We start from the raw sequence: 13,113 nt of genomic DNA, 5'->3' as shown, positions 1-13,113 counted from the left end.
GTCGCCGCCGTTCACGCCCTCGAGATCGCCTGGCGATCAGGATGAGAAACCCTCAGTGAACGCTGCTTCGGCTCGCCTTTGATGTTCCTCCCCGTGGAGAAAACCGACGGGCAGGCTACGGCGGAAACGGACGTCATCGATGAACAGGTCGCGTAGCGCGCTCTCGATCACGGTCCGGTACAACACAGGGTGGGCCCTAATGGTCAAGTGGACCGAAGTCGTGTGGTTGGCAGTTGCCGAGTGAATGGTTCCACGTGGCAGGTAAAGCAGATCGCCGCACTGCAGATCGACTTCCTGTACCGGATCGGGAAGTGGCTTGGACTTGTCCCAGTACTGGTGCTGCAACGGCAGTTGGGTCTCCGAACCGTACAGCCTCCATCGCTTGCTGCCATGGACCTGGGCGACAAACACATCGTAGATGTCGTGGTGGGCGAGGAAACCCTGGTTTCCAGCTGGCGTTACATAGACGTTGATGACGATCCGGGCGCTGAGTGAGTTTCCTAGGGTACGGGCCAGTTGCTTCAGTGGGGCCCAGCGTTCCTGCAGGTTGTTGATCGCCAGCGTCGCACCGTCGCGGTAGTGCTGGTACAGCGTCTCCAATGCGTTGGCGAGTCCGACCGCAGACCCGTCGGTGAGCTTACCGAGGGGAACTTCATTGCCGTTCTTGACTACCCGTATATCCTGGGCGCGGACGCTGGACAGAGAGAGGATACGGTCGACATCTCGCAGGCTGAGCAGACCGTCGAAGTGGCCGGAGTTAGCGCGGTGTACGTGGAGAGGCTGCTTTTCCCAGTATTCCTGGGTGAATGTGTCCAGCGCGATGGGTTGAATGAGGCGGGACACGTCGAATGAGGCCGGGTCCGTGGCATCCCGAACCTCCTGAACGGCACAGATGATCTTCTCTCCTCACAGGCGCTTGATATCTCTCTGCTGAGCAGTGAGTTTCTGGTCGACCTTGCGTGTGTCGCCCCTGGGCTCAGGCGCCTCCGGCGCGACGGGTTGGACACAGCCCCCGGCCTCGACCGAAGGCTGTGTCCGGGCGGGGCCAGGCCTAGACGTTGTCGCCGACGAAGGGAATAACGTCGTCCAAGACGTCGTCGCGGTGATCCTCGTTCACGAAAGTAGCGTTGTCGTCCAGAACATCATCCCTGAAGTCTTCCATCCTCAACTCCTCCTTCTGGATTGGGAGTTACGATGGTCTCATCAACCTCCCAACTATCAAGAGAGCTAACGGGAGTTCGTCAGGTTGGCTACTGGGCCTGAACCTCGTTTTGTCGCAGCGTGTTATCAGGGGTGGAGGATCAGTCTGGTCTCGGCGAGGCAACCGTTGAGGAGCTCGGGGCGGTACTGGATCTTGCGCAGGCCGTGCCGCGCGGTGCGGATGAGATGATCCGCGTTGGTGAAGGCGACGTTCGGGGTGAAGCCGCGTCGCAGGAGCGACCAGATCCCTTCGACCGGGTCGAAGTACAGCAGATGCGGCCGGTGCCCGGGACGGAAGCGCAGCGCGCCGACCATAGACACCCACCCCGGTTCGCACCCCGCACCCACACCACCGGAGTGCACCCACGTGGTGCCCAGGTGTGTCTCTTCGGCGGCCTCGGCCCCTGGCCTGCCTCGTCCTCGAAGCAGACGTAGGCGCCCAGGTCCGCCGCGGTCCTTTTAACCTCGGCCACACCTCGTCCTTCCACACCTCGACCGCCGCGTCGTCACGTTCGACGGCCCGGTGCGCGGGAACCTGCGCGGACCAGCCGTGCCGCAGTAGCAGCTTCCACACCCCTTGCACGGTGTACCCGACGTGGAACGTCCGGTCGATGAGCGTCTTGATCCGCACCAGGGTCCAGCCCTGGCCCTTGGTCCAGCCGTGTACCAAGGGGCCACGGGCGAGCCCCTGTAACTCCGCGGCGATGTCTGCGGTCTTCTCGCCCCGTGCGAACCGCGCATCCGCGTCCAACTGGACACGTTCTTTGACCAGTTGCTGCCTTGGTCGGCCCACCACCCTGCGCGTACCTCGTGTACCGGGCATACCGCAAGGATCAAGAACCGTCACGACCAGCCGCTATCACCAGTTCAACCTCAGTAACTTGGCTTGGTGGCCGCAGCGTAGAGAGCAAGTGAGGAGCGGCCTCCCCGGAAGAACTCTCAGGAAGACCGCTCCAAGCGGACGGAGCCGCCACTCAGTCAGCTCTCGGCGGTCCCGCCGTGCTCGTCCTGAGATATTGCGTTGCTGCCGGATACCTGGGAGATGGCGGGCTTGTGGCCGTTCCCGTGCTCATCGGCTGAAGCCGCCACGGTGCCGAGGGCCGTTGCCGCTCCGGCCAGGGTGAGTACGGCGAGTGTCTTCTTGGTGCGCAACAGTATGGAGCGGGTCATTGCGACTCCTATTGCTCGGGGGTGTAGTGCACATTTCGGTGTACGTATCCGGCGGGTGTTGCTGATCGCGATGCTCAGGCCGGGACTGAGCGGGTACCTTGGCCTGGACTGTGATGTAGCTCCAGGCCAAGGAGCGGACAGCCGGAAGGGCCGACTTCGACGGCTCCCCCTCCGTGCCGTCGATGTCGGCCCCATACCTGGCAGGGCGAGCCCCCGTGGTCTTCCCCTTGGCTCCCCCGTGCCCAAGGGTTTTCGCTGCCCTACGGCTTCAATCAGGTCGGGAGTTCGGCTTGGTCGATTGGAACTCCCGACCGACTGCATTTGACGAGTCTGTCTGAGGCCCGCCTAGTTCATTCAGGCCGGCTCGGAACCCGAGTGGTCGTCCTGTGGAACGAGAGGGGTGCCCTTCCCCTTGTCGGCCTTCGGCGGCAGCGGGGACGCGGCGAGCCCGGTGGTTCCGCCGGAGTGGTCGTCCGCGGGCGTGGGCACGATGGGCTTGAGGGTGTTTTCGTCGCTCATGTTCATCAACTCCGTTGGTCAGTGCGAGTCGTATGGTACGGCGGGGATTGCAGAGCCCATCCGGCGACTCCCCCGAAGATCGCCGGATGGGCATGTTTCAGGGCTGGTCCCCTGAAGTGAGGCTTCAATCGCCTCACCACGACCCGCCTGCCCCCCGACGCGACGGATCGCTGTACTTAAGAGTGGCGGTCGGCGATAAACGATCGATGAACGGGCACGTGACGGGGCTGATGCGGCGCTTTCGAGGTGCGGCGGTGGGTCAGACGGCAGCCATCTCGAGCAGGCCACGGACGTCCGTGGCCTCTTTCGAGTAGCCCAGCTGCTCGAAGACGGACAGGGCCTCCGACCAGCAGGCACGGGCTCGCCCTTGTTGTCCTAGTGCGTTCAGGCAGCGCCCGAGCACGGTGAGGACACTGCCTCGTCGCCAGTCCCCGCTGATGCCGCGCATCTGTGCCAGGGCATGCTCCGCATGGGCCGCTCCCTGGGCGTGGTCCTCGGCGGCGAGGTAGAGCCCTGCCATGCGGTGCAGAGTCCAGGCCTCCCACATGCGCTGGCGGTTGGCGCGGAATATCGGGAGTGCCTCGTTGAACTGAGCGAGGGCTTCCTCGTACCGTCCGGCTCCGGTGAGGGCCAGTCCATACGAGTACAGTCCGTTGGCCAGTCGCCAAGAGACCTTGACTTCCCGGTAGATGGCAACACTCTGCTCGGCCAGTCGTACTGCGGACCGAGGCCGTCCGGTGTCGGTGTGGACATTTGCGAGGTTACTCAAGGCGCTGGCCTCACCTGGGCGGTTGCCGTCCTTGCGGAACCAGCCGAGGGCTTGGTTGATGTATGTCTCGGCGTCGTCGTAGCGATGTTGATAGGTGGCGGTGATTCCCCGGATGTTCGAGGCATGGCAGCAGGGGATCGGATCCTGGCTTTCTTGACCGAGGCCAACTGCGTGTGTGGCGTGCTCGTCCGCTTTGACGAATCGCCCGGACAGCATGTATACGTGCGCCAGAACGGTGTGTGCACGCCCTTCGGCCCGGGCGTCGCCCGCTGCCTGGGTGGCGGTCAGGAGCGCCGTCGCAGCTTGCTCGTACAGCCTGGAGTAGGCACCCGACTCCGTCAGGTCCTTGGCCGCCCGAAGGAGATCTACCGCCCGCCGCAAAGTATCGCCCGATGCGCTGGCGTGCTGCAGTACGCACGCCAGCAGGCAGCCGGCTTCGGCGTAGAGCCAGTCGCCGGCGGCACCGCGGTCCGTGAAGACGAGTCCTGGGTGGGCCGTAGGCGTCAGGTGCTTGAGCAGTTGCTGCCCCGGCCGCTCCAGCACGTACACCCCGGCGGCGGTGGCGAGGTAGAAGTCCAGCAGCCGCGACATCGCGGCCTCCCGTTCGGCCGGCGGCTGTTCGTCGCGCTCCGCGCAGGAACGCGCGTAGAGCCGTAGGAGGTCGTGGTAGCGGTAGCGGCCCGGTGCGGCGGATTCCAGGAGGGAGGTGTCCACCAGGGACTCCAGGAGTTCCTCCGTGGCCTCCAGGTCCAGGTCGAGGACGGCGGCCGCGGCGGCCAGGGAGAAGTCGGGGCCGTCGGGCAGGCCCAGGAGGCGGAAGGCGCGGGCCTGGGCGGGTTCGAGTTGGCCGTAGCCGAGTTCGAAGGAGGCCTTGACGGCGAGGTCGCCGGCGCGGAGTTCGTCGAGGCGGCGGCGTTCGTCGCCGAGTTTGCGGGCCAGGACGGAGACGGTCCAGGTGCGGCGGGCGGCCAGCCGGGAGGCGGCGATGCGGATGGCCAGCGGGAGGAAGCCGCAGGCGGCGACCACGTCCATGGCCGCGTTGCGTTCCGCGCCGACGCGTTCGTCGCCGACGATGCGGGTGAAGAAGGCCAGGGCCTCGTCGGGGCTCATCACATCGAGGTCGACGAGGTGGGCGCCGGCCAGGTCGAGCATGCGGGTGCGGCTGGTGACCAGGGCGGCGCAGCCCTCGTTGCCGGGGAGGAGCGGGCGGACCTGGGCGGCGTCGCGGGCGTTGTCGAGTAGGGTCAGCACGCGGCGGCCGTCGAGGGTGGAGCGGAAGAGGGCGGAGCGTTCCTGGAGGCCCTCGGGGATGGCCGAGTCGGGGATGCCGAGGGCGCGCAGGAAGGCGCCCAGGACCGCTTCGGGTTCGGCGACGACGGGGCCGGTGCCCTGGAGGTCGACATAGAGCTGGCCGTCGGGGAAGTGCCGGCGGGCGGCGTGGGCGACGTGTACGGCGAGGGTGGTCTTGCCGACGCCGCCGATTCCGGCGACCGCGGAGACGGCCATGACGCGGCCCTCGGCGGTGGCGAGTTGGTGGCTCAGCTCGTCGACGAAGGACGCCCGGCCGGTGAAGTCGGAGACCGTGGCGGGGAGCTGGGCGGGGCGGATGAAGGCGGGTCCGGCCAGGGAGCGGTCGGTGCTGGTGAAGTGGACGGTGAGGTCGGCGTCGCCCTGGAGGATGCGCTGCTGGAGTTCGGAGAGTTCGGGGCAGGGGTCGACGCCCAGCTCGTCGGCCAGCAGGCGGCGGGTGTCGGTGTAGACGGCCAGGGCCTCGGCCTGGCGGCCGCTGCGGTAGAGGGCCAGCATTAACAGTTCGCGCAGTCGCTCTCGCAAAGGGTGGGCGGCGGTGAGCGCGGTGAGTTCGGAGACGGCCTCGGCGTGACAGCCGACCTCGAGGTCCAGGTCGAGACGGGTCTCCAGGAGGGTGAGGCGCCACTCCTCGAGGCGGGTGCGCTGGGTGTCGACGAACGGTCCGGACAGCCCGGCGAGGGGTTCGCCGTCCCAGACGTCCAGCGCCTCGTTGATCAGCTCGCGGGCGTGGTTGCGGTTGCCCGCGGCGCGGGCCTTGTCGGCCTCGGCGGCCAGCCGCTCGGCGGTGTCGGTGTCCAGGCGGTCCACGCCCACCCGCATCGCATAGCCGCCGGCCTCGCTGACCAGGGCGTCGGCGTCGGGGCCGAAGGCCTTGCGCAGCCGGGAGGCATAGGTGCGCAGTGCGGCGAGCGCGGCGTGCGGGGGTTCCTCGCCCCAGAGGGCGTCCACCAGCTCGGCCGCGGTGGCGGTGCGTCCGCCGCGCAGCAGCAGGGCGGCGAGCAGCGCCCGCTGCTGTGGTGAGCCGGTCTGGAGCGGCTCGTCGCCGCGCCAGGCACGGACGGGCCCGAGCACGGTGAAGCGCAGCAGCTGCCCGTGCCCTGTGTCGCCGGCCATGGTGACCCCCTGCTTGTCCTGCTCGGTGGCACCGGTCAGTCTGCCTTGTCCTGGGCCTCTGCGTCAGCACCGGTCCGGCCTCTCCACAAGGCCTCCCAAGGGCCGGCGCCCCCAAGTTGCTGACGGGTCATCAGCTCGGCAGTAACGTGTCCGGCATGGAGAGCTTCCCCAAGATAATCTCGGTGGACGACCATACGGTCGAGCCCCCCGGCGTCTGGCGGGACAGGCTACCGGCGAAATTTCGCGACATCGGACCGCGCACCGTACGGGCCCCGGTGCGGGAAATGACCTTTGTGGGCGGCAGGTTCGCGCCGGAGATGGGTGACCCCGGCGAGGACGGTCCGCCGGCGGACTGGTGGATCTATGAGGATTTGCGCCGTCCGCTCACTCGGCTGGATACCGCCGTCGGATTCTCCAGGGAAGAGGTGACGCTGACCGGGATCACCTATGAGGAGATGCGGCCGGGCTCCTACAGTGTGCCCGACCGGCTGGCCGACATGGACGTCAACCATGTTCAGTCGGCGCTCTGTTTCCCGACATTTCCGCGTTTCTGCGGACAGACCTTTACCGAAGCCACCGACCGTGAACTGGCGTTGCTGTGTGTACGTGCCTACAACGACTGGATGGTCGAGGAGTGGTGCGGCCGCGCGCACGGCCGTCTCATCCCGCTGACCCTCATCCCGCTGTGGGACGCCGAGCTCGCCGCCACGGAGGTGCGGCGCAACGCGGAGCGGGGCGTGCGGGCCGTCTGTTTCTCCGAGATCCCGCCGCATCTGGGCCTGCCGTCGGTGCACACCGACGCCTGGGACCCGTTCCTGCACGCCTGTGCCGAGACCGGGACCGTCATCGCCATGCACATCGGCTCCTCCTCCCGGATGCCCTCCACCTCGCCGGACGCGCCACCCGCGGTCGGTTCGGCCATCACCTTCGCAAATTGTTGCTTCTCGATGGCCGACTGGCTGCTGTCGGGGAAGTTCGACCGGTTCCCCCGGCTGAGGGTGATGTACGCGGAGGGGCAGATCGGCTGGATTCCCTACCTCCTGGAGCGCGCGGATGCGGTCTGGGCGGAGAACCGGGCCTGGGGCGGGGTGGCCGGGAAGGTGCTGCGCCCGCCGTCCGAGCTGTTCGCCGGGCATGTGTACGGCTGCTTCTTCGATGACGCCTTCGGGGTGCGCAGCCTCGATGCAATCGGTGCCGGGCAGGTCCTGTACGAGACGGACTACCCGCACTCCGACTCCACTTGGCCCAGGTCCCGGGAGGTGGCCGAGGAGCAGTTGGCGCACCTGGCCCCGGAGGTGATCGAGCGCGTGGTGCGCGGCAATGCGATCGAGCTGCTGGGGCTCACGCCGGACGGGCTCTGGGAGGGGGCCGCGGCTTCTTGACGCCTCTGGGCGGCGGTGCCACAGTCACAGCTGAATCTGACGGTTAGTCAGAACGCTGGGGACGGTGAACCACCGTGGAATTCGGGATCTTTGTGCAGGGCTATGTGCCGGCGAGCCGCTCGGCGGCCGACCCCCTGGCGGAACACCACGCACTGCTGGAGGAGGCCGAGTACGTCGTCGAGGCCGACAGGTCGGGGTTCAAATACGCCTGGGCGACCGAACATCACTTCCTGGACGAGTACTCACACCTCTCCGCCAACGATGTCTTCCTGGGCTACCTCGCCCGGGCCACCGAGCGCATCCACCTGGGCTCCGGCATCTTCAACCCCCTGCCACAGGTCAACCACCCCGCCAAGGTCGCCGAGAAGGCCGCCATGCTCGACCATCTGACCGGCGGCCGCTTCGAGTTCGGCACCGGGCGGGGCGCGGGAAGCCATGAGATCCTGGCATTCCTCCCGGATGTGGACGGGATGGACCGCACCCGGGGGATCTGGGAGGAGACCATCGCCGAGTTCCCCCGGATGTGGCTGCAGGACGAATACCGGGGCTTCCAGGGGAAGTACTGGTCGCTGCCCGCCCGCAAGGTGCTGCCCAAACCGTACGGCCCCGCCCACCCGGCCATGTGGTACGCCGCCGGATCGCCCTCCTCGTACGCCATGGCGGCGCGGAAGGGGCTCGGGGTCCTCGGATTCAGCGTGCAGAAGGTATCCGACATGGAATGGGTCGTCGACTCCTATAAGTCGGCCATCGGGGAGGCCGAGCCCATCGGCGCCTTCGTCAACGACAACATCATGGTCACCACCACCGCGATCTGCGCCGAGACCTCGCAGCAGGCGCGCCGGGTCGCGGCCGCCGGCGGGCTCAACCACCTCCAGTCGCTGCTCTTCCGCTACCACGACACCTTCCCCCGGCCCGAGGGCATCCCGCGCTGGCCCGAGCTGCTGCCCGAGTACACCGAGGAGGTCATCGAACTCCTGGTGTCCGAGGAGCTGTTGGTCTGCGGTGACCCCGACGAGGTGCTCGCCCAGTGCAAGCGATGGGAGCAGGCGGGGGCGGACCAGCTGGCGTTCGGGCTGCCGATCGGGGTGCCCTACGAGGACACCATGAAAACCATCCGGCTGATCGGGGAGCACGTGATTCCGAAGATCGACACGGATCCGGTGCACCGGACGACGCGGTTGCGGCGGGCCGCCGGTTCCTGACCCGGGATGCACGCTCCCTGACCCGGGATGCACGCTCCCTGACCCGGGATGCACGCTCCCTGATCCGGGACGCACGCTCCCTACGAGAGGACTCCCGCCATGCTCGACCACCTCATCCGCCGAGCCACCGTCGTCGACGGCACGGGAGCCCCCTCGTACGTCGCCGACGTCGGCATCCGCGAGGGCCGCATCGCCGTCATCGACACCCGCACGGTGAAGACCGGCCGGGTGGCCGAACGGGCGCGCACCGAGGAGAACGCACACGGCCTGGTCCTCGCCCCCGGCTTCATCGACCCGCACACCCACTACGACGCACAGCTCTTCTGGGACCCGTACGCCACCCCGTCCATGACCCATGGCGTCACCACCGTCGTCGGCGGCAACTGCGGCTTCACCCTGGCCCCGCTGCACCCGGCCGACGCCGACTACACCCGGCGCATGATGAGCAAGGTCGAGGGCATGTCGCTCGCCGCGCTGGAACAGGGCCCGCCCTGGGACTGGGCGTCCTTCGCCGACTACCTCGACGCGCTGGACGGGCGGATCGCCGTCAACGCCGGCTTTATGGTCGGCCATTGCGCACTGCGCCGCCGGGCGATGGGCCCGGCCGCCGTGGGCGGCACGCCCGACGAGCGGCAGACCCGGCGGATGCTCACCCTGCTGCACGAGGCGATGGACGCCGGTGCCTGGGGGCTCTCCACCACCCGGTCGACCACCCACACCGACGGCGACGGCAACCCGGTGGCCTCCCGCCACGCGCTCCCCGGCGAACTGCTGGCGCTCTCCCGGGCGGTGGGAGAACACCCGGGCACCCAGCTGGAGGCCATCGTGACCGGCTGCCTGGACCGGTTCACGGACGAGGAGATCGCCTTGCTGACGGCGCTGACCGCCGCCGCCGGACGCCCGCTGAACTGGAATGTGCTCACCATCGACGCCACCGTCCCCGACCGGGTGCCCCGCCAGCTCGCCGCGAGCGAACGGGCCCGCGCGGCCGGCGGCCGGATCGTCGCACTCACCATGCCGGTCCTCACCCCCATGAACATGTCGCTGGGCACCTTCTGCGCCCTGAACCTCATCCCCGGCTGGGGCGACACCCTCTCCCTGCCCGTGCCCCGGCGCATCGACCGGCTGCGGCAGGCGGACGTCCAGGCGGAGCTGCTGCGCCTTGCGCACGGTGAAGCGGCCGGTGTCTTCCGGCGGTTGACCGATTTCCCGCACTATGTCATCGGCGACACCTATGCCAAGGAGAACGAGGGCCTGACCGGCCGGGTGGTGGCCGACATCGCGGCCGAGCGCGGTCTGGACCCGTTCGCCTGCCTGGTGGAGATCTGCGCCGCCGACGAGCTGCGCACCGTCCTGTGGCCGATGCCCACCGACGACGACCCGGCCAGCTGGGCGCTGCGGCGGCGCACCTGGGACCACCCGGACGTACTGCTGGGCGGCTCGGACGCGGGGGCGCACCTGGACCGGATGTGCGGGGCCCCGTACCCCACCCGCTTCCTCGGGGACTGCCTGCGGGGACGGCGGCTGGTGCCGCTGGAGCGGGCGGTGCGGATGCTGACCGACGACCCCGCGCGGCTCTTCGGGCTGCGCGAGCGCGGGCGGATCGCCGAGGGCTGGCGCGCGGACCTGGTGCTCTTCGACCCGCGCCGGGTCGACGCGGGGGCGGCAACCCTGGTGCACGACCTGCCGGGCGCGGCCGCCCGGCTGGACTCCCGGGCGGTGGGGGTGGTGAGTGTACGGGTCAACGGTGTGGAGACGGTGCGGCACGATGTGGTGACGGGGACGCTGCCGGGGGCGGTGCTGCGGTCGGGGCGGGACACGGAGACGGTGGGGACGGAGGAATGACGGCAATGGGTCGATCGCGGGCGGCCGGGCCGGTACGGTAGTCCCGACCGCATGCTCACCCGGCAGGGCAGCTGGGCGCTTGCACCAGCCAGGTGCGAGAGGAGCATGGGGAAACCCACCGCCGAGGGCACGGCGGCGGGTTCCGTAAGAAGGTTCATGATGACCGGGTGTCCCCCCACCAAGTTTTCTGGTGGGGGTCCACCGGTTCGGACATCATGGGCGGTGCCGCGTCTCCAGCCACGACCGGACGGCCGCTACGATGACCGCCCCCAGCATGGGGGCGGTCCAGCGGTACAGCCGGTACGAGCGGGCCCTGAAACGGGACCAGTCCTTCTTCTTGCGATGGTGCACTTCCGCGCCTTTCTGCCGGGTGGGCAGTCGCCCGCCAGTGGTCAGACCCTCCGGACGGAGGGCCCGGCCATGGGCGCGGCCGTTCCCGGCGCAGCCGCGACAGCCGCGCCCCAGTCAGGCCCTCCCCCAGGGGAATGGCTGACCGGTGCGGGTGCCCCGGACAGGCGGACACATCAGTGCATCATCGAGTCGGAGCATAGCGCGCACATCCCAACACCCATGCGGGGAACGCGGGTTGCCGATCACAACTGATCGGAGGATTACGGGTCTGCCCGTTTGGGCGGCGCCGACTCAGGACTTGAGCTTGGGCATGCTCGTCTTGGCCGTCGCCTCCACCCACTTGGTGCCGTCCTCGACCGTGGGCGGTGTCCGGTCCTTGATCGTGGAGATGTATGAGTACCAACTCACCTGGTAGGTCAGCGCCCCGTCGCGCACCCCCAGGGTCACCGAACGCCAGCCACCGGTGGTGTTGAAGTTGTCCTCCGTGGTCAGATACGCCTCGTCGCCATAACCGTCGACCTTGGTCACCTTGATCTTGGAGTCGCGCTGTGCGGCCGTCTGCCAGGTCGCCGCGAACTCCGGTGCCGGGTCGGACTTCTTGTGGATGGAGGCCTGCACCGTCACCGTGGCATCGGCATAGTTCGAACCGGTGACCTCAAGGCCCTGACTGCAGTACATGACGTCCAGCGCGTCGCTCTTGGCCGTGTACTTGGTGGTGCCCGTCGGCCTGGAGTCGGTTTGCGGATAGTGCTCCTTGAACGAGGAGATATCGGTCGCGGCACAGGCGTCGGACTGCACCTGGTAGCCACGGGTGTCGACCTTGGCGTCGTCGTCCTTCTTGTCGAGCAGGAACGCCCAGCCGGCCCAGGCGGCGGACGCCACCACCGCACCGACCACCGCCCAGAGCGCGGCCTTGCCCGCGCGGCCCCCGCCTCCGCCGCCACCCCCGCCACCGGTCGGCGGGACCGTCGGTACCGGCGGCACGGGCCCGCCGAAGCCGGGCGTCGGCTGTGCATAGGGGTTGCCCTGGGGTGGCACGGGCTGGCCATAACCACCTACGGAACCGGGATGCGGGTACGCGTAGTTGGTGCTGGGCTGGTCGGAGGCAGGCGGCGTGGACATGTCGAGGAGGGTACTGGGCGGGTGGAAGATTGCGCATCTATTGGACGCAGTGCTGATGCGGATGGGCCGGGTCGGCGGGGCAGGCGAAGACGCACATGGTGCTCCACCGCCCGACGACCACCTCGGTGGGCGTACTGCAGCCATGGGTCCACCCGGCCGCCCGCTCCTCCATGGGCACCCAGCTGCAGTCGCGGCCCTTCCGCTCGCCGGAGTCGATGGTGAGGAGGGGCGCCATCTCCTGCCCGCATGCGCACACCAGGTGCGCGGGACCGGTCACGTTCCAGTGGGTGTAGCCGCCCACCTTCCAGCCGGGTGCGACCGAGAAGTCGCTGTCGTAGTCGAGCGGCTCGGCTCCCTCGCCCGATTCGCTCTCGGCCTGCTCGGCCAGGCGCTCTTCCCACTCCTCGATGCGCTCCTGGAGATCCTCGGGGAGCAGCTCGACATATTCGTGTTCCACGACCTGTTCGGGGTGGAGCACGCAGGGCTCGGCCACATAGCCGCGAAATCCGACGACGGGCGGCTCCGGCTGGTCCGCCAGGATCTCGGTGACCTCCTCGGAGCGGCGCCACCGCAGGTGGAGGGCCATCTCATAGCCGCTGCCATGGGCGTCGAACGGGCACCAGAGGATCTGCAGCAGATCGGTGTCCGCCGGGCCGGCCGGGAGGCCGGGTATGTCCCGTCGGTGGAGCTGGGCCAGGGCCAGCATCGGGATCGGGTCGGTGTCGGCCAGCCAGGGGGCATGGCGGCCCTCGCACAGTGACTGCAGGAGCTCGCGCTCCTCGTCCGTGGGCCCGGCGGTTTCGCCGGGTGCGGGGGTGCGCGTCCAGGCTTCGGCCAGGATCCGGCGTTCCCGGTGGACGTCCGCCATCCGGTGGCCGTGGGCCCGGTCGTGTGGTTCGGTACACATCGGCCAGGGCTCGTCACGGGGCCAGAGCAGGGGCCCGCCGATCGAGCTGTCCCGGGGGCCGGGGTTTCCGGGGCGTGGGTGCAGCCGGGTGGTGGTCCGCCGGTATGCGGCGAGTTCGGGGAAGATCCGCTCAATGTCCAGCGGGCGGGTGGGGGTTGTCCGGGTCCGGGGCATGGGCGGCCTTTCCTGTGAGGATTGATCGGGATTTGTGATGACCGGGTT

The 13,113-nt window shown here is 68.6% G+C and carries 10 protein-coding genes and 1 pseudogene; 3 read left to right on the top strand and 8 right to left on the bottom strand.

The window, feature by feature from the left end:
- Positions 1 to 36 precede the first annotated feature (36 nt).
- The 5 genes and pseudogenes from ABCR83_RS12485 to ABCR83_RS12465 all read right to left on the bottom strand — a co-directional run bounded on the left by ABCR83_RS12485 (position 37) and on the right by ABCR83_RS12465 (position 6,082).
- On the bottom strand, positions 37 to 843 hold the full coding sequence (locus tag ABCR83_RS12485; RefSeq protein WP_462694991.1) for a cupin domain-containing protein: 807 nt from the start codon (positions 841 to 843) through the stop codon (positions 37 to 39).
- A gap of 444 nt (positions 844 to 1,287) precedes the next feature.
- Positions 1,288 to 2,030: pseudogene (locus tag ABCR83_RS12480) on the bottom strand (winged helix-turn-helix domain-containing protein).
- A gap of 148 nt (positions 2,031 to 2,178) precedes the next feature.
- Positions 2,179 to 2,370, bottom strand: a complete 192-nt coding sequence (locus ABCR83_RS12475) for a hypothetical protein (protein ID WP_462694990.1) — start codon at positions 2,368 to 2,370, stop codon at positions 2,179 to 2,181.
- 354 nt (positions 2,371 to 2,724) lie between these two features.
- Positions 2,725 to 2,889 carry a hypothetical protein gene (locus ABCR83_RS12470; RefSeq protein ID WP_462694989.1) on the bottom strand — a complete coding sequence of 55 codons (165 nt, stop codon included), beginning with the start codon at positions 2,887 to 2,889 and terminating at the stop codon, positions 2,725 to 2,727.
- A gap of 259 nt (positions 2,890 to 3,148) precedes the next feature.
- Entirely contained in the window at positions 3,149 to 6,082 is a 2,934-nt protein-coding gene (locus ABCR83_RS12465) for an AfsR/SARP family transcriptional regulator (protein WP_462694988.1), read from the bottom strand.
- Positions 6,083 to 6,237: 155 nt separating this feature from the next.
- Between ABCR83_RS12465 and ABCR83_RS12460 the strand changes: the two genes are divergently transcribed.
- The 3 genes from ABCR83_RS12460 to ABCR83_RS12450 all read left to right on the top strand — a co-directional run bounded on the left by ABCR83_RS12460 (position 6,238) and on the right by ABCR83_RS12450 (position 10,511).
- On the top strand, positions 6,238 to 7,464 hold the full coding sequence (locus ABCR83_RS12460) for an amidohydrolase family protein (protein WP_462694987.1): 1,227 nt from the start codon (positions 6,238 to 6,240) through the stop codon (positions 7,462 to 7,464).
- A 74-nt stretch (positions 7,465 to 7,538) separates the two neighbouring features.
- Entirely contained in the window at positions 7,539 to 8,666 is a 1,128-nt protein-coding gene (locus tag ABCR83_RS12455; protein WP_462694986.1) for an LLM class flavin-dependent oxidoreductase, read from the top strand.
- 99 nt (positions 8,667 to 8,765) lie between these two features.
- Positions 8,766 to 10,511 (top strand): N-acyl-D-amino-acid deacylase family protein, encoded by a 1,746-nt coding sequence (locus ABCR83_RS12450; protein WP_462694985.1) that lies wholly within the window; start codon positions 8,766 to 8,768, stop codon positions 10,509 to 10,511.
- Positions 10,512 to 10,724: 213 nt separating this feature from the next.
- Here ABCR83_RS12450 and ABCR83_RS12445 read toward each other — a convergent pair whose 3' ends face one another.
- From ABCR83_RS12445 to ABCR83_RS12435, 3 genes are all read right to left on the bottom strand, one after another.
- On the bottom strand, positions 10,725 to 10,862 hold the full coding sequence (locus ABCR83_RS12445) for a hypothetical protein (RefSeq protein WP_462694984.1): 138 nt from the start codon (positions 10,860 to 10,862) through the stop codon (positions 10,725 to 10,727).
- A 291-nt stretch (positions 10,863 to 11,153) separates the two neighbouring features.
- Positions 11,154 to 11,984 carry a hypothetical protein gene (locus ABCR83_RS12440; RefSeq protein ID WP_462694983.1) on the bottom strand — a complete coding sequence of 277 codons (831 nt, stop codon included), beginning with the start codon at positions 11,982 to 11,984 and terminating at the stop codon, positions 11,154 to 11,156.
- A 37-nt stretch (positions 11,985 to 12,021) separates the two neighbouring features.
- Complete coding sequence (locus ABCR83_RS12435; protein WP_462694982.1) at positions 12,022 to 13,065, bottom strand: hypothetical protein; 1,044 nt, start codon at positions 13,063 to 13,065, stop codon at positions 12,022 to 12,024.
- Positions 13,066 to 13,113: the final 48 nt, after the last annotated feature.

It is taken from the genome of Streptomyces xingningensis, from assembly GCF_054957865.1.
The sequence above is the reverse complement of the archived record's forward strand: the minus strand, read 5'-3'. Positions and strand labels throughout refer to the sequence as shown.